This window comes from Polaromonas sp. P1_F4 (assembly GCF_056405675.1).
This window is the reverse complement of record NZ_JBFUBP010000009.1, coordinates 106,271-125,426: the sequence shown is the minus strand read 5'-3', so window position 1 is coordinate 125,426 and position 19,156 is coordinate 106,271. Positions and strand designations below refer to the sequence as shown.

Genomic DNA, 19,156 nt, shown 5'->3' with positions numbered 1-19,156 from the left:
GCCCGGACTGGATCGCCCAGACGGGTGGCGCGCGTACCAAAAGCATGAGCACTGCAATCATCGACCAGGCCGGCCCCTCTTTGCGCGCAGAGCGCGGAGCCATGACTTCATGGGAGAAGTGGGGGCTGGTTTTGGTTATTCCTTACCTGCTGATATTTCTGGTTTTTGTTATTTACCCGGTAGGGTATGGTTTGTGGCTCGCACGCCATCCCGAGAGCTATGTCCGGCTTTTTGCCGACCCGATATTCTTCCGCTCGCTGGTCAATACCGTGGTGTTTATCGTCGTGGCGGTCAACGTCAAGATGGTGGTCGCGTTATTCCTGTCGGGTTTTTTCCTGAACACGCGCTGGTGGGTCAAGAGCCTGTCGGTCGTATTTATCCTGCCTTGGGCGGTGCCGTCGATTCCGACCATCCTGTCCATGCGCTTCATGCTCAATCCTGAGTGGGGTGTCATCAATACGCTCATTTACAAGATGACCGGCGTTGACGGGCCCAACTGGCTTAATGATCCGACGCTGGCGCTGTGTTTTTCGATGTTGGCCCACATCTGGAAGTCGTTGCCGTTCTGGACGCTGATTTTGCTTGCCGGCCGCATGGCCATTCCGGCCGAACAGTATGAAGCGGCGTCGGTAGACGGTGCCACCATCTGGCAGAAGTTCCGGTTCATCACCTGGCCGTCGATGCGCTCGCTCTACCTGACGTCGACCATCCTGTCGATGATCTGGACGCTGGGCGACTTCAACAGCGTTTACCTGCTCACGGGCGGCGGGCCCGCCGATCTGACCCATGTGCTGGCTACGCTCGGCATCCGCTATTTGCGCCTGGACCAGGTGGATCTGTCGCTGGCGTCCATTGTCGTGGCCCTTCCCCTCGTCTTGCCGCTGGTGTATTTCATGATGAAAAGGTTGTCCAAATGAGCCGCATCACACTTCGCAAGGTGAGCCGCGAGGCCAGATTGCTGTTGATTGGCATTCCGGTGCTGCTGTGGACGCTGATTCCGATTTACCACATGGTGCTGTTTGCAATTTCACCAAGAAACGAAGCCACGACGGGGCGGCTCTGGCCTAAAAATCCTACATTGAGCAATTTCGAGACGGTGTTCTGGCAAAAGCATTTCTACCTCGACCACTTCTGGGTGCAACTGGGCAACTCGCTGGTGATCGCGCTGTCTGTGGGCGTGCTGACGCTGGTGATTTCCACCACTGCGGCATTTGCCATCAGCCGTCTCAAAGTGCGCGGCGGCCGCACGGTGATGAACATGGCGCTCTTCACCTACTTCATTCCGGCCGCCTTCCTGGCCGTTCCCATGTACAAGACCATGGGTAACTACGGCATGCTCAACCACCAGTGGTCGCTGATTCTGGCCATGGTGACCATCGCCTCGCCGTATTGCATCTGGGTGCTCAAGCAGGCCTCCGACAAACTACCTTACGAACTCGACGAGGCGGCCAAGATGGACGGCGCTACCGCGATGCAGCTGTTTCGGCTGGTTTACCTGCCGCTCATGGTGCCGTCGCTGGTGGCGGTTGGCACCTATGCGCTGCTGCTGGCCTGGAACGAGTATCTCTACGCCTTCCTGCTGCTGTCCAGGGACACCAGCGTGACGCTGGCGGTGGCGTTGGGTAATTTCCTGGCGGCCGACGATTCACCCTGGGAGCTGCTGATGGCCACCGGCCTGATTTACGCGCTGCCTCCGGCGGCTATCTATTACACATTCAAGCGCTACATGGTGTCCGGCCTGACGGCCGGCGCCGTGAAAAGCTAAAAATATGGCCTCCATGCTTGTCACTTCGTGTACTGCGCCGCCCTCCGAGGGCGCCGCAGCCGGCTTGGGGCGGCCCGGCGCCGGTTGGGGCTCGGTCTTTATCAGGAAATAACGGGAATCTCATGGCATCTGTATCGTTTCGCAATATCGAGAAGGCCTTCGGCAAGGTCAAGATCATTCACGGCATCAGCTTCGACATCTCCGACGGCGAATTCGTCGTACTGGTGGGGCCGTCGGGCTGCGGCAAGTCCACGCTGCTGCGCATGCTGGCCGGACTCGAGGAAATCAGCGGCGGTGAAATGTCGATTGACGGCAAAGTCATCAACGAGCTGGATTCCAAGGACCGCGACATCGCGATGGTGTTCCAGAGCTACGCCCTGTACCCGCACATGACGGTGCGCGACAACATGGCTTTCAGTCTGAAGCTGCGCAAGGCTGATACCGAGCTCACCAACAAGCGCGTCGGCGACGCCGCCCGTATCCTTAACCTGGACCCGCTGCTGGATCGCTTCCCGCGCGAATTGTCGGGCGGGCAGCGCCAGCGCGTGGCCATGGGCCGGGCCATCGTGCGCGACCCCAAGGTTTTCCTGTTCGACGAGCCGCTTTCCAACCTGGATGCCAAGCTGCGTGTGGCCATGCGTGCCGAGATCAAGGCGCTCCACCAGCGCCTGAAGACCACGACTGTCTATGTCACCCACGACCAGATCGAGGCCATGACCATGGCCGACCGCATCGTGGTAATGCACGACGGCATCATCGAGCAGATAGGTACGCCGCTGGAGCTGTTCGACCGGCCCGGTAATTTGTTCGTTGCGCAATTTATTGGTTCCCCGTCCATGAATGTGTTGAAGGGCGTTTTGCGCCAATCGGGTGGACAAGCCTGGGTAGAGGCGCAAGGACACCGGTGGCCCATTGGCACGATTTCGCAGGCGCGCGACGGCCAGCCGGTGCACTATGGCGTACGGCCCGGTGACATCTCGCTATCGACAAGCGGGCAGGGCATTCCTGCAAAGGTGATTGTGGTGGAGCCCACCGGTGCTGAAACTGAACTTTTGCTCGATGTCGGTGGCGCCAACGTCATACTGGTGATGCACGGCCGAACAGCGGTGCGGCCAGACGATATCGTTCATCTCGAAATCGCGACCGGCAAGAGCCATGTCTTTGACGACGCCAGCGGTGCCCGTCTGGATTGAGGCGCAATGGCTGCAGGCATGTTCAGTCTTGATGGTCGACTGGCGCTGGTGACAGGGTCTTCCGGCGGCATTGGTTTTGCGCTGGCACGTGGTTTGGCTCAGGCCGGCGCTGCCGTGGTGCTTAACGGCCGCGATAGCCTCAAGCTGGAGCGAGCTGCAAGCACGCTGCGAAACGAAGGGTTGATTATTCACACGCGCGCATTTGACGTGACCCAGGCATCGGCCGCGCAGGCCGCAGTGGATGACATTGAATCGTCAATAGGCCCTGTCCATATTCTGGTGAACAACGCCGGCATGCAGCGACGCATGGCCCTGCAGGATTTTCCGGCTGAAGATTGGCATGAGTTGATGCGCACCAACGTCGACAGTGTCTTTTTTGTCGGGCAGGCTGTAGCCCGAAAAATGATTGAACGCCGCAGCGGCAAGATCATCAATATCTGTTCGGTGCAGAGCGAGCTGGGGCGGCCCAACATCGCGCCCTATATGGCTAGCAAGGGTGCGGTCAAGATGCTGACCAAGGGTATGGCGATTGACTGGGGCCCCTATGGCATCCAGGTCAATGGCTTAGGCCCCGGCTACTTCAAGACCGAATTGACGGAAAAGCTCGTGGCCGACGAGCAGTTCAGCGCCTGGCTTACCGCGCGGACGCCCAGCAGGCGCTGGGGAGAAGTGGCAGAACTGGCCGGCGCTGCCGTGTTCCTGGCCAGCGATGCCTCCAGCTTTGTCAATGGCCATGTTTTGTATGTCGACGGCGGGGTGACGGCGACGCTGTGAAGCCGCCGCCAGCCCGCGCAACCAGGGAGAAACATCATGCGTGGACTTGTCTGTCATGCACCCCTAGACCTGCGTCTTGACGCGCTGGATACCGAACACCTGGGTCCGAAGCAGTTGCGGGTACGGGTGGCTTTCGGCGGAATCTGCGGCTCCGACCTGCATTACTTCCAGCACGGCGGTTTCGGCACGGTGCGCATCAAGGAGCCCATGGTGCTGGGCCACGAGGTGTCGGGCGTGATCGAGGCCGTGGGCAGTGAGGTTAACGGCCTGCGCGCCGGCCAGCGCATCGCAATTTCACCGTCCCGGCCTTGCGGCGTCTGCCGTTTCTGCCAGCAAGGCCTGCACAACCACTGCATGGACATGCGCTTTTACGGCAGCGCAATGCGCTTTCCGCACATCCAGGGCGCTTTCCGCGAAACCCTGGTCATAGAGGCCGCCCAGGCGCATCCGGTGGCTGATGACCTTCCCTTGTCCGAGGCCGCGCTGGCCGAGCCCCTGTCGGTAGGCTTGCACGCCATTTCGAGGGCCGGCTCGGTGTTCGGCAAGCAGGTGCTGGTCACCGGTTGCGGACCCATAGGCGCCTTGCTGATTGCCGGCCTGCGCCGCGCGGGTGCGGCCCGCATCGTCGCGGCCGACATTGCCGAGCTTCCCCTTGCCTGCGCCAAAAAAATGGGCGCTGACCAGACCATCAACCTGGCCCAGGAACCCGACGCCCTGGCGGCCTTTGCCGCCGGCAAGGGGCAGTTCGATGTGATGTTCGAGGCCTCGGGCAATGAGAAAGCCCTGGTCGCCGGTCTGGATGTGGTGGCGCCGCGCGGCGTCATCGTGACGGTGGGTCTGGGTGGCAATATCTCCCTGCCGCTCAACACCCTGGTCGCCAAGGAACTGGAGTTGCGCGGCACCTTCCGCTTCCATCCTGAATTCGCTGTGGCGGTGGCCTTCCTGAACCGGCGGCTCATCGACGGGCGGCCCGTCATCACTGACATCGTCGCCTTCGATCAGGCCACGCATGCCTTTACACTCGCCGGCGACAAGCGCCAATCCATGAAAGTGCAAATCGCCTTCGGCGGCGAAACTTCATGAGGCGCCTGCTTTTCATATCCATTCACCGGAGTCCCTTGTGACCGTTTTCCCCAAAGTCATTCTCTACACCGATACCGACGGTCGGGCCAAATTCCGGGATGAGACGATCCCGCTTGGCGAAGGCTCGCCGCAGGCCATGCTGTCCACGTTGTTTGCTTCGGGCGGTTACCAGTTGCGCCACAGCCCGCCGGGGTTTCGCAGTCAGTTCCATTGCACGCCGAACCCGCAGTGGGTGTTCATCCTGGGTGGCGAGATGGAAATCGGCCTGCAGGGCGGCGTTTCCCGCATCTTCAAGCCGGGCCAGCATTTCTACTCGGCCGACGTGTTACCGACCGGCGCCACCTTTGACCCGGCCCTGCACGGCCACTGGAGTCGCCAGGTCGGGCCGGACCCGCTGGTCACGCTGTTTGTGCGGGGTTAAGGCAACACCATGGCCACCATGAAAAACGTCCACGGCAACACGGTTGACCACATCGGGGAAGCCATTGTCGCGGGGCGTTATGCCGCAGGCATGTCTATGCCACCGGAGCCTATTCTTTGTGAGGAGCTTGGCGTGAGCCGCACGGTGGTGCGCGAAGCGGTCAAGTCGCTGATCGCCAAGGGCCTTGTCACCACTGGGCCCAAAGTGGGTACCCGCGTGCTGACCGAGGAGCACTGGAATTGGTTCGATCCCGACGTCATCGCCTGGAAGGCCAAGGCCGGCATCACACCCGAATTTTTGCGTGACCTGCTTGAGTTGCGGCGCCTGGTGGAGCCTGCTGCCGTACGCATGGCAGCCGAGCGGGCAACAGCCGCAGAAGTCGCTGAAATCGAGGATGCCTATGCAGGCATGAAGCGTGCCATTGAAGGCGGCGGCGACTATGTCACCTATGATCTGCGCTTTCATCAGGGACTATTGCGGGCCGCCCATAACCGCATGCTCGTCCAGATGAGCAAAGCCTTGAGTGCGCTGCTGCGTACCAGCTTTGAGATTTCCACGAGCCGCAAGGACGGGCCCAAGCTTTCACTCCCGCTGCATCGTGCCGTGCTGGACGCCGTGATTGCACGCAACCCGGCCAAAGCTGAAAAAGCGATTCTGGTGTTGATTGACGGTGCGCGCGAGGATATCGAACTGGTGCTCGGCTCGCGGCGCCGTTTGCCCAAGCTGAGCGACCCGGCCAAGCAACTGAAAGCTGCCTGAACAGACCCTAGCGTTGCTGCATCTCGCCCGACAGCACCACGTGTTGGCCCCGGCGAACGGCCACTTCTTCAACCAGCGTACGTGCGACGCTTTCCGCTGAAACGGACTGGTAGTTGGCAGGGATCACCCTGCTTAGGAGCCGGCTCAGGCCGAGTGCGATTTTTTCACCGGCGCGCGGCGCCTGGCCCAAAGACTCGCGCTCACCCGCCAGGAATGAGGGCCGCACCACCACCAGAGTGGAAAAGCCCAGTAGTGCGAGTGCTTCTTCCGCTTCGCCTTTAACGCGCGTGTAGAAGAGGGCGGAGTGCGAATCAGCGCCCATGGCACTGACCACACCCAGCCGTGTAGCGCCGGCAATGCGGCCAGCGCGGGCTACGGCCAGCACGGCGTCGAAATCCACGGCCCTGAAAGCTGCCTGGCTGCCGGCCGTTTTGATCGTGGTGCCCAGTGCAATGAAGACATCATCGACTGGCGGCGCCGTGAAGTCCGCGAATGAATCGGTCAGGTGCACGGCCAGCCGTGCGTCGTGCTGCACAGGCGCACGGCGGCCTACACAGTGAACCGCCGAATAGCGCTTATCGGCCAGTAAACGAGCCAGGACCGCCTGGCCGACGAGGCCCGTTGCCCCGGCCACCAGCGCCACCCGAACCGCCGCCACCGCCGGAGCGGTTGCCGCCCCGGTAGTTGCCGCGGTTGCCGCCTGTGGGCTGGCCGGAGGATGGGAAGCCGGAGGAGGCGTGGCTGGCAGGTTGCTGGTTGTCGAAGTCATTGCGTGGCTCCCTTGACTCGTTGCGGGGCGCGCGCGGCTGCTGGTCGTCGCGATGGCGCGGCGCCTGGGCCTGCCGTGGCGGCTGACCGTTCTGCGAATAACCGGAAGCCTGGCGCGGCTGGCCGGGGTTGGGGGTGCGCGGGCCGCGGCCGCCGCCATTTCCTCCACCATTGCCACCGCCGGCGGGGCCGCGTCCACGGGCGCCGCCGTTGCCGCCGCCGTTGCCGCCCCCGTTGCCACCGCCTGCGCCGCGCGCGGGCTGTGCCCCCTTGGTATCGCGGATGCGCTGCATCATTTCAGTACGGGCCGCTTTGGCGGCAGCCTGCATCACGTCGCGGCTAGGCGGCTTGCCCAGGCCACCCCAGATGGTCTGGCGACCCATGGCCAGCGGCTCGGCGCGTTCACCGGGTTCCGCTTCAAAGCCGGGGACGATGACTTTTTCGATATTCTGCTTGGTGAAGCGCTCGATGTCCTGCATGAAGCCTTCTTCATCGAGGCAGACCAGGCTGACGGCTTCGCCGCTGTTCCCGGCGCGGCCGGTGCGGCCGATGCGGTGCACGTAGTCTTCGCTGACATTCGGGATTTCGTAGTTCACCACGTGCGGCAGCTCGTCGATGTCGATGCCGCGGGCGGCGATGTCGGTGGCCACCAGGGCGCGAATCGTTCCGCTCTTGAAATCGGCCAAGGCCTGGGTGCGGGCGGTCTGGCTCTTGTTGCCGTGCAGCGCCATAGCAGGGATGCCGTTTTTGGTCAGGTGCTCGGCCACGTTGTTGGCGCCAAATTTGGTCCGGGTGAACACCAGCACCTGGCTCCAGTTGTGTTCGTTGATGATGTGGGTCAGCAGCGCTTTCTTTTTGCTGCGGCCCACGGGGTGGATGGTCTGCGTGATGCGCTGCACCGTGGTGTTGCGTGGTGTGACCTGGATGGATTCGGGGTTCTTCAGCAGGCCGTTGGCCAGCTCGCGGATTTCATCGCTGAAGGTCGCGCTGAACAGCAGCGACTGCTTTTGCTTGGGCACCAGGGCCAGCACCTTCTTGATGTCGTGGATGAAGCCCATGTCCAGCATGCGGTCGGCTTCGTCCAGCACCAGGATCTGTACTTGGCTCAGGTCCAGCGTGCCTTGGCTCGCGTGGTCCAGCAGGCGGCCGGGGGTGGCGACCAGGATGTCGACGCCGCGGCGCAGTTTTTCAATCTGAGCGCCCATGCCAACGCCGCCGAACATCACCATGGAGGTGAGGTCGGTGTATTTGCCGTAGGTGCGTACGCTTTCTTCGACCTGGGCCGCGAGTTCGCGGGTCGGGGTCATGATGAGGGCACGTACGGCATTGACGCCGCGGCGGTTGGTCAGGCGCGCTTCGGTGGACAGGCGCTGCAGCAAGGGCAGCGTAAAGGCAGCGGTCTTGCCGGTGCCGGTCTGGGCGCCGCCCAGCAGGTCGACGCCCTTGAGCACGGCGGGGATCGCCTGGGCCTGGATGGGGGTGGGGGTGTCGTAGCCCTGCTCGAGCACGGCCTTCAGAATGGCCGGAGCCAGATTCAATTCTTCAAATGTCATGATGTTGCGCCTGTGTGGCGCTTTAGATCGGCCTGTTGGGCGCCTTGTTGAAAGGCAAACCCGCCAGTCAAAGGCAGATGGGGTCAGAAAGTGGGCCCTAAACATTACGTTTTACATCGTAAGCAGCCACTTGAAGCGGTACCCGGATGTGCCCAAATGTTGAAGGCAACTGGAGCCAGCAACGCCTGTATTGTCGCACAGCAACGATAATGGAGGCATTCACGCATAAAACACGCTTTGCCAAAAGGCGTTTGCGCCCAGGCGCGGCGTGTCGTTCCAGCCCGCAAGAAAGCCTGCTGATAGCCTGTAGAAATAGCATGTACAGGCGGCAAGCAGCCCGTTTTCCTGCATTGTTTTTCATTTTTACCAAAGTTAATTCTGATGGCTCAGTACGTATTTACTATGAACAAGGTCGGCAAAATCGTGCCGCCCAAGCGCCATATCCTTAAAGAGGTGTCGCTCAGTTTCTTCCCGGGCGCCAAGATCGGCGTGCTGGGCACCAACGGTTCCGGCAAGTCCACGCTGCTCAAGATCATGGCCGGCCTGGACACGGAAATCGAGGGCGAAGCCACTCCCATGCCGGGGCTGAACATCGGCTACCTGCCGCAGGAACCCAAGTTGGACCCCGAGCACACGGTGCGCGAAAGCGTGGAAGCCGGTATGGGCGCGGTATTCGCCGCCAAGGCCCAGCTCGAAGCTGTGTACACCGCCTACGGAGAGCCTGATGCCGACTTCGATGCGCTGGCCGCCGAGCAGGCCCGCCTGGAAGCCATCATCGCCACTGCCGGCACCGATTCCGAGCACCAGCTTGAAATCGCCGCCGACGCGCTGCGCCTGCCGCCCTGGGACGCCAAGATCGGCGTGCTCTCGGGCGGCGAAAAACGCCGCGTGGCCCTGTGCAGCCTGCTGCTGTCCCGGCCCGACATGCTGCTGCTTGACGAACCCACCAATCACCTGGACGCCGAATCGGTGGACTGGCTGGAGCAGTTCCTGCAGCGCTTTTCAGGCACTGTGGTGGCCATCACCCATGACCGCTATTTCCTGGACAACGCCGCCGAGTGGATCCTGGAGCTGGACCGCGGCCACGGAATCCCATGGAAGGGCAACTACAGCAGCTGGCTGGACCAGAAGGGCGAGCGCCTGGCACAGGAGCAAAAGGGCGAGGAAGCCCGCGCCAAGGCCCTGAAGAAAGAACTCGAATGGTCGCGCCAGAATCCCAAGGCACGCCAGGCCAAGAGCAAGTCGCGCCTGGCCCGTTTCGAGGAACTCTCCGACTTCGAATACCAGCAGCGCAACGAAACCCAGGAAATTTTCATCCCTGTGGCCGAGCGCCTGGGCAATGAAGTCATCGAATTCAAGAATGTCAGCAAATCCTTCGGCGACCGCCTGCTGATCGACAACCTGAGCTTCCAGGTGCCGGCCGGTGCCATCGTCGGCATCATCGGCCCCAACGGCGCGGGTAAATCCACGCTGTTCAAGCTGATCGCCGGCAAGGAAACGCCGGACAGCGGCGAAGTCGCCATCGGCAAGACCGCGCGCATGGCTTTCGTCGACCAGCACCGCGATGATTTGGCCAATGAAAAAACCGTCTGGGAAGACATCTCGGGCGGCCTGGACATGCTGACCGTCGGCAAGTTCACCATGCCCAGCCGCGCCTATGCCGGCCGCTTCAACTTCAACGGCGCCGACCAGCAAAAACGCGTCGGCATGCTGTCGGGCGGAGAGCGCGGGCGCCTGCACCTGGCCAAGACCCTGATCGCGGGCGGCAACGTGCTGATGCTTGATGAACCCTCGAACGATTTGGACGTGGAAACCCTGCGCGCGCTCGAAGACGCGTTGCTGGAATTCGCCGGCTCCGTGCTGGTGATCAGCCATGACCGCTGGTTCCTGGACCGCATCGCCACCCACATCCTGGCCGCCGAAGGCGACAGCCAGTGGACCTTCTTCAACGGCAACTACCAGGAGTACGAAGCCGACAAGAAGAAGCGCTTGGGTGAAGAGGGCGCCAAACCGAAGCGTGTGCGTTTCAAAGCACTGCATTAGACCCCCACGCTTTTCACTTCGTGTAATGCGCTGCCCCCCGAGGGGCCGCTGCGCCTGCGGCCCGGCAAAGCCGGTTCCGCGGCCCCTGCTGAAATGAAGAGCCCTCGCGTTGCTCATTGCGTGTAGTTCCCTGGAGACGGCTATGACCGATGATGAAGTCCTGACCCGAACCCGTCACTGGCTCGAAAAAGCCGTGATCGGGCTTAACCTGTGCCCGTTCGCCAAGGCCGTCTACGTCAAGAACCAGGTGCGGCTGGTGGTGAGCCATGCGAAACACGCGGACGGCCTGCTCGAAGAACTGGACCGCGAACTGGATTTGCTGGCGGCGACGCCGGCTGAAGAGGTTGACACCACGCTGCTGATTCATCCCACGCTATTTGACGACTTCCTGGACTTCAACGATTTCCTGGAAATCGCCGAAGGCGTGGTGGATGAGCATGGCCTCGAAGGCGTGATCCAGCTGGCCAGCTTTCATCCGCAGTTCCAGTTCGATGGCACCGAGCCCGACGACATTGGCAACTACACGAACCGCGCACCCTTTGCCATCCTGCATTTGCTGCGCGAGGAAAGCGTGGAACGGGCCGTGGAGGCGTTTCCCGAGGCTGAGGCTATCTTTGAGCAGAACATCCAGACGCTCGAAAAGCTGGGCCACGCGGGCTGGAAGGCGCTGGGCCTGTAACGCTGAGGCCTTATTTGGGCAAGTGCTGCTTGAGCACCGCGTGCAGCTGCGCGAAATTAAAGGGCTTGGTCACGTAGCCGCTGGCACCCAGGCGCAAGGCTTCCTCCAGCCGCTCTGACTCCGCGCTGGCCGACAGGAACACAAAGGGCACCTGCTTGAGGGCAGGTTCCGATTGCAGCGCGGCCAGAACCTCCATGCCGTTCATCAGCGGCATCATCACATCGCAAAAAATCAGGTCCGGTTGCTGCTCCCTGGCCACTTGCAGGCCGGCATGGCCGTCTGCCGCTGCCAGGCCTTCGTGGCCCTCCAGCCGGACAAAGCGCAGCAGGTTGTCCCGGATATGGGATTCATCTTCAATCACCAGAATGCGCGCCATTTTTCTTTCGCATTGAAGGCCCCGCGTTTCACCGTCGACGGGGCTGATTTCCCTGAACCACCCGGCGGGCTCTGCCGCCGTGCCGGGCTGGTGTCCATCTTATAGCCTTACCCCGGTTTCCCCAATCTGCCTGGTGCACCGGTTGGTTCGACCAGGTTCCGCGACTCAAATCGTGACGGTAAAGCGCGTGCCCTGGCCCACGACGCTGGTTACGTTGATGTGGCCGCCGTGCAGGTCGACCGAATTTTTGACGATGGCCAGGCCCAGGCCCGTGCCCTGGATTTCGCCGACATTGCTGGCCCGGTGGAACCATTCGAAGAGGTGGGGAAGCTCTTCGGCCGGAATGCCTATGCCCTGGTCCGCCACCTCAAAGGCCACACGTCCTTCCGACGAAAACACGCGAAAAGAGACTTTTCCGCCTTGCGGCGAATACTTGATGGCGTTAGACAGCAGGTTGCCGAAGATATGGCGCAGCAGCTTTTCATCAAAAATTCCGGTCTCCGGCCGGGCCCCGAATTCCAGGGCCAGCTCGCAGCCCGCCTCTGAATGCTGGATGCGCGCATCCTCCACAAGGTTCTGGCAAAGCAGTTGCAGATTGATCTCCGCCGGCTGGAACGCCAGCATTTGGGCCTCCACCTTGCCCAGCAGCAGCACGCGGTCCAGCATCTGGGTCATGCGTTGTACGCCGGTTTCTATGGTGGCGATGACGTCGGCTTTTTCGGGTTCGGGCAGGCGGTCGCCGTAGTGCTTGAGGAGTTCGGCGGACGACAGGATAAAGGCCAGCGGCGTGCGGAATTCGTGGGAAGCCACCGAGATGAAGCGCGACTTCATGTCATTGAGCTCGGTTTGCCGCTGCAGGGTCTGGCGCTGCGTCAGTTCGGCCTGCAAGCGGGCCGTCGCATCTACCACGAAGATCAGGGTCGCCTCGCGCTTGCCCCATTCGATCTGCACGGCGGAGAGCTCCAGCGAGCGTACTTCGCCGGCCTGGGTGATCACGCGAAATCCGTACATCGAATCCACCTCGTCGCCGCGCAACCGGCGTTCGTGGCGATCGCGCATGAGCGGCAGGTCGTCGGGGTGGACGGTCGCAGTGTAGGGTTGGGACAGCAGGTACTCCCGCGGGTGGCCCACGATGCGCTCCAGGCTGGGGTTGGCAAATACCATGCGGCCGTCCTGCACCACCACCACGCCGACACCGACGTTTTCAATCACCGTGCGGTAGCGCTCTTCCGATTTACGCAATTCATCCAGCGCCTGATAGCGTTCAATCGCACTGCTGACGTGGTTGGCGACAAAGGACAGGATGTCGGCATCGGTGTCGCTGTAGGCCACGCCCGGTTCATAGCCCTGCACCGCGAGCACGCCGCCTATGGTGCCGCGTATGTGCATGGGCACGCCCAGCCAGGAACTGAAAGTCATGTCGCCACTGCCTTCCGTCACATCACCGGCGGCTTCCAGTACCTTGAGGCGCATGGCGTCAATAATTTGCGGCTTGCCGGTACTCAGGACGAATTCGGTCAGACCCCTGCGGTACGGCACATTGCTCAGTTGCAGCGCATCGCCATCGCGCTCGTCCACGTAATAGGGGAAATCCTTTCGGTGTTTCTGCGCGTCGTACAGGCACACATAGCAATTTTTGGCATACAGCAGCTCTCCCAGCAAGCCGTGAACCGACTGCAGGAAATCGTAGAAAGAGAGGTCTGCTGCTGCACGCTCGGCAATGCGGTAAAAAACCCGTTGCAGGGCTTCGGCTTTTTTTTGCTCCAGTGCTTCGACCTGAAGTTCGCGGGTTCGCTGTTCCAGCCACAGGTTGGCGGATGTCTCCTGCTTCTGCTTTTCAAGCTGCAAATTCCGGTAGTCGGCCTCTAACGCCTGGTATTGCTGTTGCAGCTGCTTGAGCTGAAGTTGCAGGTCGGCGTCGGACGGCATGGCGCGGCTTTCGTGCTCGGGTTGAAAAGAGGGCTGCTGCAATGGCTGCACCCGAGTCATTATGCGGCCCTGGTTCAGGGGGTGTTCAGTCCGCCCACGGTCTGGAACATGGCCTGGCGCGCCTGAGCCACGATTTGTGAGCGCCATTCGTCCGTGTCGACATAAAACGCGTTCATCATCTGCCGCTTGATCGTCGCCTGTTGCTCCGCGGGCATCTCAGGATGATTGTGCAGCCAGTGGTCGGCGCGCAGGGCGGCAATGACGTCCAGAATGGGCACCGTACCGTATTCCATGGCCATGCCGGTGTATTCGGCCTGCGGGCATTCGTCGGGAACCGACGCCCACATCAAACCCGTCAGGTGCGCCGAGCTGGAGGAGCCGTCGTAGAACGAGGTGACGGGGGTGGCGCCGCCGCCGTCCCACCAGGCACGCGCACGTGCCAGGGCTATGGGGTCGTTGTCGCAGGCAAAAATGCGCTCACCAATCCCGCTGGGGCCCAGCCCTGTGTGCAGGTCCATCCAGGCGATGCGTTTAGCCCGTTGCCCGAAGGTTTGCAGCACTTCGCGCAAGGTGCGATTGCTCCACGTGGGCTCCGTCCCTCCGAAAAACATGCCATCGGCGTATTCATGCTGGCCTTGCGACACGGCCGCCTGGTAGCGTGCCACACCACGGGTGTCAATGTAGGCCGCAATGGCGGCCTGGTTTTCGCTTGTAGGGGGCCACCGCGCGGGTAGCAGCAAATCGTGGAGCTCGCGGTAAGCCTCATTGACAGGCAAGGGCTGGCCGAAGTCATGGAAGTTGCGGTTCAAGTCCACGTTTTCGTGCGTGGTGCGCCGTGCATGGGAAAAGCCGTGGGGATTGATCGCGTGAATGTAGAGCACCGCCACACCGCCCGCGCGGGCCTTGGCGCGCCACTCGGCATCGTGTGCGGCATACACCTGCACGCCTGAGCCGCAGTAGCCTTCCACCCCATGACAAGCGCTGCTGATGATGAAGAGCTTGTTTGCGTCAGGTGAGCCGTCCAGGGCGACGTCCATGGCCAGGGTTTCGCCCTCGCGGCCCTTCAGCGGGTGTTCATAGGCGCGAAGCGCCATGCCGGCAGCGCGAGCCGCCTCGAGGAATTTGGCGCGCGCAGCCGCATAACTGGCTGAAAAAGCCGCGTGTGTGTTCATGGTGTTGTTGGCGTTGTCAGGGGCGCGCCTCAGGAACCGTGCCCAGCCAGCGCGTAGCCAGCTGGACCCAGTAGGTGCCGCCCAGGGGGATCAGGTCGTCGTTGAAGTCGTAGCTCGGGTTGTGCAGCGTGCAGGGTCCTTCGCCGTGGCCCATGTCGCGGTGCGCGCCGTCACCGTTGGAAATGAAACAGTAGGCGCCGGGTTTGGCTTGCAGCATGTAGGCGAAGTCTTCGGCGCCCATGGTGGGCTCCTGCGGCAGCACGTTGGCCGGCCCCACGATGTCGCTCATCACCCGGCGTGCGAAGTCGGCCTCGGCGGCGCTGTTGACCGTGGGCGGGTAGTTGCGCGTGAACTCGAATTCGCAGCGTGCTTCAAACGCGGCACAGGTGTGTTCGGCCACTTCCTTCATGCGCTTTTCAATCATGTCCAGCACTTCAATGCTGAACGTGCGCACTGTGCCCTGCAACTCGCAGAAGTCCGGCACCACGTTGGTCGCTTCTCCGGCGTGAATCATGGTCACCGAGATGACGCCCGCATCAACCGGTTTTTTGTTGCGGCTGATGATGGTCTGGAAGCCCTGCACCATCTGGCAGGCGATAGGCACAGGGTCGATGCCGAAGTGCGGCATCGCGGCGTGGCTGCCCTTGCCGCGTATGGTGATCTTGAACTCGTTGCTTGATGCCATCACTGGCCCCGCGCTGACCGCGAAAGTGCCGACAGCCGCGCCCGGCCAGTTGTGCATGCCGAAGACCGCTTCGACGGGGAATTTTTCAAAGAGGCCGTCCTTGATCATCTCGCGTGCGCCGCCGCCGCCTTCTTCAGCCGGCTGGAAGATCAGGTAGACCGTGCCTTCGAAGTTCCGGTTTTGGGCGAGGTGATGTGCAGCGGCCAGCAACATTGCGGTATGGCCGTCATGTCCGCAGGCGTGCATTTTTCCGACGTGTTTGCTGGCATGGGAAAACTTGTTGAATTCCTGCATTGGAAGCGCGTCCATGTCGGCGCGAAGGCCCACTGCACGGCCGCAGGCGCCGCCGTCACGCCCGTGCACGATACCGACCACGCCGGTGGTGCCCATGCCGCGGTGAATCGGGATGCCCCAGGATTCGAGCTTTTGCGCGACAACGTCGGCAGTGCGTACTTCCTGGAAACACAGTTCAGGGTGGGCGTGGATGTCGCGGCGCACGGCGGCGATGTCGGCCGCTCCGGCCAGGATGGATTCAATGATTTTCATGGCGATGTCCCCTAAAAGTACATAGTAACCAAGCCGGTTCCGCTTTGCATGACCGTGCCTGGGTCCTGGTATTTGTTCCCTAAATCCGGCCCTCTTCAACTGCGTGGCAGGCCACACGAACGCCTTCAAGCTGAAGGAACTCCGGCCTTTCGCTGCGGCAACGCTCGTTGGCATGCGGGCAGCGTGGGTGGAAGGTGCAGCCGCTGGGCGGGTTCAGCGGGTTGGGCACTTCACCCGACACTGGCGTGCGGGCCCGGCCGGTGTCGTGCATCTTGGGGATGGCATCCAGCAGCATGCGTGTGTAGGGATGGCGCGGTGTGTCGAACAGGCTGTGCTTGTCGGCCATCTCGACCAGGCGGCCCAGGTACATCACGCCGACCTGGTCACTGACGTGGCGCACCACCGCGAGGTTGTGCGAGATGAAGAGGTAAGTCAGGCCGCGCTTTCGTTGCAGGTCTTTCATGATGTTGAGCACCTGTGCCTGCACGCTCACATCCAGCGCCGAGGTCGGTTCGTCGCAGACCAGGAACTCGGGCTCCGTGGCCAGCGCGCGTGCGATCGATATGCGCTGGCGCTGCCCACCCGAGAATTGATGTGGATACTTGGGCTTGTCCAGCGCAGACAGGCCCACCGATCTCAGCAGTTCGTCCACGCGTTCCTTGAGTGCTGCACTGTCACTCAGGATGCCGTGCTCGTGCAACGGTTCGGCGATGATGTCTTCCACCGTCCAGCGCGGGTTCAGGCTGGCATAGGGGTCCTGAAAAATCATCTGGATGCGCCTGCGCAATTGCCGGCCCTGGGGTGTCTTGAAAGCGGAATGCGCATCCTGGCCGTCAAAGGTCAATCCACCGCGCGTCGGCTCATAGAGACCCACCAGCAGGCGGGCGACGGTGCTTTTGCCGCAGCCCGATTCGCCGACCAGTGCCAGCGTCTTGCCTCTCTCGATGTCGAAGCTCACGCCGTCGACGGCCTTTAGCAGCAGCCTGGGTTTGCGTTCGAGCACCCGGTTCAGCCAGGGTGGCGACACATCGAAGGTTTTCGCAAGGTCGTGGGCTTGGACTAACGCCCCCACGCTTGTCGCTTCGCGTGCTTCGCTGCCCCCCGAGAGGGCCGATTTTCCTTGGGGCGGCCCGGCGGAAAATTCTCCGCTGACTTGGGACGTGCTCAAAATGTCGCTCATGCCGCCACCCCTGCGTGCGTGTCATGCAGCCAGCAGGCCGCCCGCGTGGCACCAGCCGGCATCAGGTCGGGCCGTTCCTGACGGCAGCGGTCGAATGCTTTGGGGCAGCGCGGGTTGAAGGCACAGCCCTGGGGGATGGCGTTCAGGCGCGGCATGGCGCCGTCGATCTGATACAGGCGCTCACGCTCCACGGTGATGTCGGGGATCGCGGCCATCAGGCCCGCGGTGTAGGGATGCGAAGGGTGGTTGATCACCTGGTGCACTGGGCCCATCTCGGCGATCCGCCCGGCATACATCACGGCCACACGGTCGCAGGTTTCGGCGATCACGCCCATGTCGTGGGTGATCAGCATGACGGCGGCACCGCGCTGCCGGCAGATGTTTTTGAGCAGGGTGATGATTTGTGCCTGGATCGATACGTCAAGCGCGGTGGTCGGTTCGTCGGCCACGATGAGCTTGGGCTCGGCCGCCAGCGCCAGGGCGATTACCACGCGCTGGCGCATACCGCCCGAGAACTGATGCGGGTAGTGGTCTATGCGCTGTGCGGCGGCGGGAATGCCGGTGTCATCCAGCAGTTCGATGGCGCGCGCCCGGGCTTCCTGCGTGCTGACAGGCAAATGAGCCTGGATGGTTTCCACCAATTGCCGGCCTATGGTGTAGAGCGGATTCAGCGAGGTCAGCGGATCCTGGAAGATCGCGCCTATCTTTCGCCCCCGGATGTGGCGCATGCGCTCATGGGGCAGGTTGTCGATGCGTTCGCCCTCGAGCAGGATCTGGCCGCCCGCTACGCGCCCGGGCGGCTCCAGCAGGCCGATGATGGCTGCGCCGGTCAGCGACTTGCCCGCGCCCGATTCACCGACCACGCCAAGGATTTCTCCGGGGGCGATGTCAAATGTGATGTCGTCCAGCGCACGCAGCGTGCCACGCCGGCCGGGAAACTCGACCACAAGATTCTTGATTTGTAAAAGGCTCATTGACGGTTCAGCTCACGAAGTGAGCGATGAGTAAGGTTTTTCCGCCGGGCCGCCCCAAGGAAAAATGCGCTCCCGTAGTACACGTAGTGACAAGCGTGGGGCATTCATTTTTCGGCCTACCTTAGACGGGGATTGAGGGCATCACGCAACCAGTCACCGAGCAGGTTCACGCTCAGCGCAATCAACACCAGCATCAGGCCCGGGAACACGGTGATCCACCACTCGCCCGAGAACAGGTAGTCGTTTCCGACGCGGATCAACGTACCCAGCGAGGGTGAGGTGGGCGGCGCGCCCACGCCCAGGAAAGACAGCGTGGCTTCGGTGATGATGGCAGTCGCCACCTGGATGGTGGCAAGCACCAGTACAGGCCCCATCACATTGGGCAGCACATGGCGCCGCATGATGCGCAAGGGCGAGACACCGGTGACGCGTGCAGCCTGTACATATTCCTTGCTGCGTTCCACCATGGTGGAGCCACGCACGGTACGCGCGTATTGCACCCAGCCCGACTGCCCCATCGAAATAGACAGAATCAGCACACCCATGGCGAGCAGCTGACTCGCGTCAGGAAACACCGCGCGGCCCACACCGGCGATCAGTAGCGCGACCAGGATGGGCGGAAAAGACGACATCACATCGCATACGCGCATCAGGGCTGCGTCGATCCAGCCGCCGCGAAAGCCCGCGAGCAAGCCCAGCGACACGCCTGCCAGCATGGACAGGATGACAGAGGCCACGCCGACGACCAGTGAAATGCGCGCGCCATACATCAGTGCCGACAAAATGTCGCGCCCCTGGTCATCGGTGCCCAGTAGGTATTTCGAACTGCCCTGCGCGCTCCAGGCCGGCGGCAGGCGCGCATCGCTGAGCTCCAGTGTGCTGAGGTTGAACGGGTCATGCGGCGCCACCCAGCCGGCGAACACCGAACAGAAAATGCAGACCAGCGCAATGGCTGCCGCCACCATCGCAACCGGCGAGGTGCGAAAGCTGTGGCCCACATCGCTGTCAAACCAGCGCGCAAGAGTTTTTGTCATCAAAAGAATGCGTAGTCCGTATTAACTAGGGTCGAGTAAAGCGAGTCCTGTGCCAGCAACAGCACGGAACCGGCTTTGCCGGGCCGCAGCTGTTGTCCCCTGCAGGGGAGAGGCCGTTACGCGACGCGAAAAGGCGACAGGGGGGAGGTTACCTTCAGCGCGGAACCGGCCTTGCCGGGCCGCTGCTGTTGTCCCCTATAGGGGAGAAGCCGTTACGCGAAG

Annotated in this window: 18 protein-coding genes; 9 read left to right on the top strand and 9 right to left on the bottom strand. The window is 62.1% G+C overall.

The window, feature by feature from the left end; genetic code table 11:
• Positions 1–44: 44 nt before the first annotated feature.
• The 7 genes from AC1DYQ_RS17940 to AC1DYQ_RS17910 all read left to right on the top strand — a co-directional run bounded on the left by AC1DYQ_RS17940 (position 45) and on the right by AC1DYQ_RS17910 (position 5,995).
• Positions 45–917 carry a carbohydrate ABC transporter permease gene (locus AC1DYQ_RS17940; protein WP_477687910.1) on the top strand — a complete coding sequence of 291 codons (873 nt, stop codon included), beginning with the start codon at positions 45–47 and terminating at the stop codon, positions 915–917.
• Positions 914–1,765, top strand: a complete 852-nt coding sequence (locus AC1DYQ_RS17935) for a carbohydrate ABC transporter permease (protein WP_477687909.1) — start codon at positions 914–916, stop codon at positions 1,763–1,765. The genes AC1DYQ_RS17940 and AC1DYQ_RS17935 overlap by 4 nt, the downstream gene beginning before the upstream one ends.
• 122 nt (positions 1,766–1,887) lie before the next feature.
• Entirely contained in the window at positions 1,888–2,958 is a 1,071-nt protein-coding gene (locus AC1DYQ_RS17930) for an ABC transporter ATP-binding protein (RefSeq protein WP_477687908.1), read from the top strand.
• Positions 2,959–2,976: 18 nt separating this feature from the next.
• On the top strand, positions 2,977–3,732 hold the full coding sequence (locus tag AC1DYQ_RS17925; protein ID WP_477687907.1) for a glucose 1-dehydrogenase: 756 nt from the start codon (positions 2,977–2,979) through the stop codon (positions 3,730–3,732).
• Between the two features lie 36 nt (positions 3,733–3,768).
• Complete coding sequence (locus tag AC1DYQ_RS17920; protein WP_477687906.1) at positions 3,769–4,815, top strand: L-idonate 5-dehydrogenase; 1,047 nt, start codon at positions 3,769–3,771, stop codon at positions 4,813–4,815.
• Positions 4,816–4,852: 37 nt separating this feature from the next.
• Positions 4,853–5,236: a cupin domain-containing protein gene (locus AC1DYQ_RS17915; protein WP_457279257.1), complete on the top strand. Its 384-nt coding sequence runs from the start codon at positions 4,853–4,855 to the stop codon at positions 5,234–5,236.
• A 9-nt stretch (positions 5,237–5,245) separates the two neighbouring features.
• Positions 5,246–5,995, top strand: coding sequence for a FadR/GntR family transcriptional regulator (locus AC1DYQ_RS17910; RefSeq protein ID WP_457279256.1), 750 nt, complete (start codon positions 5,246–5,248; stop codon positions 5,993–5,995).
• Positions 5,996–6,002: 7 nt separating this feature from the next.
• Here the strand turns inward: AC1DYQ_RS17910 and AC1DYQ_RS17905 are convergent, their stop codons facing one another.
• Positions 6,003–6,629 carry a Rossmann-fold NAD(P)-binding domain-containing protein gene (locus tag AC1DYQ_RS17905; RefSeq protein WP_477687905.1) on the bottom strand — a complete coding sequence of 209 codons (627 nt, stop codon included), beginning with the start codon at positions 6,627–6,629 and terminating at the stop codon, positions 6,003–6,005.
• The gene (locus AC1DYQ_RS17900) at positions 6,571–8,316 is read right to left on the bottom strand and encodes a DEAD/DEAH box helicase (RefSeq protein ID WP_477687904.1); all 1,746 of its coding nucleotides are present in this window, start codon (positions 8,314–8,316) and stop codon (positions 6,571–6,573) included. The genes AC1DYQ_RS17905 and AC1DYQ_RS17900 overlap by 59 nt, the downstream gene beginning before the upstream one ends.
• A gap of 381 nt (positions 8,317–8,697) precedes the next feature.
• Here AC1DYQ_RS17900 and ettA point away from each other — a divergent pair, with 381 nt between their 5' ends.
• Both ettA and AC1DYQ_RS17890 read left to right on the top strand, forming a co-directional pair.
• Positions 8,698–10,359, top strand: a complete 1,662-nt coding sequence (gene ettA / locus AC1DYQ_RS17895) for an energy-dependent translational throttle protein EttA (protein ID WP_457279253.1) — start codon at positions 8,698–8,700, stop codon at positions 10,357–10,359.
• Between the two features lie 142 nt (positions 10,360–10,501).
• Complete coding sequence (locus AC1DYQ_RS17890) at positions 10,502–11,038, top strand: DUF1415 domain-containing protein (protein WP_477687903.1); 537 nt, start codon at positions 10,502–10,504, stop codon at positions 11,036–11,038.
• 10 nt (positions 11,039–11,048) lie between these two features.
• Here AC1DYQ_RS17890 and AC1DYQ_RS17885 read toward each other — a convergent pair whose 3' ends face one another.
• From AC1DYQ_RS17885 to AC1DYQ_RS17855, 7 genes are all read right to left on the bottom strand, one after another.
• A complete protein-coding gene (locus tag AC1DYQ_RS17885) occupies positions 11,049–11,414 on the bottom strand; it encodes a response regulator transcription factor (RefSeq protein ID WP_477671428.1) in 366 nt (121 codons plus the stop codon).
• 165 nt (positions 11,415–11,579) lie between these two features.
• Positions 11,580–13,343, bottom strand: a complete 1,764-nt coding sequence (locus AC1DYQ_RS17880) for a sensor histidine kinase (RefSeq protein WP_477687902.1) — start codon at positions 13,341–13,343, stop codon at positions 11,580–11,582.
• A gap of 74 nt (positions 13,344–13,417) precedes the next feature.
• Entirely contained in the window at positions 13,418–14,515 is a 1,098-nt protein-coding gene (locus AC1DYQ_RS17875) for a M14 family metallopeptidase (protein ID WP_477687901.1), read from the bottom strand.
• Positions 14,516–14,531: 16 nt separating this feature from the next.
• Positions 14,532–15,746: a M20 aminoacylase family protein gene (locus AC1DYQ_RS17870; protein WP_477687900.1), complete on the bottom strand. Its 1,215-nt coding sequence runs from the start codon at positions 15,744–15,746 to the stop codon at positions 14,532–14,534.
• A 79-nt stretch (positions 15,747–15,825) separates the two neighbouring features.
• The gene (locus AC1DYQ_RS17865) at positions 15,826–16,926 is read right to left on the bottom strand and encodes an ABC transporter ATP-binding protein (RefSeq protein WP_477687899.1); all 1,101 of its coding nucleotides are present in this window, start codon (positions 16,924–16,926) and stop codon (positions 15,826–15,828) included.
• Entirely contained in the window at positions 16,923–17,900 is a 978-nt protein-coding gene (locus tag AC1DYQ_RS17860) for an ABC transporter ATP-binding protein (RefSeq protein WP_477687898.1), read from the bottom strand. The genes AC1DYQ_RS17865 and AC1DYQ_RS17860 overlap by 4 nt, the downstream gene beginning before the upstream one ends.
• Before the next feature lie 116 nt (positions 17,901–18,016).
• Positions 18,017–18,934: an ABC transporter permease gene (locus AC1DYQ_RS17855; protein WP_477687897.1), complete on the bottom strand. Its 918-nt coding sequence runs from the start codon at positions 18,932–18,934 to the stop codon at positions 18,017–18,019.
• Between the last annotated feature and the right edge of the window lie 222 nt (positions 18,935–19,156).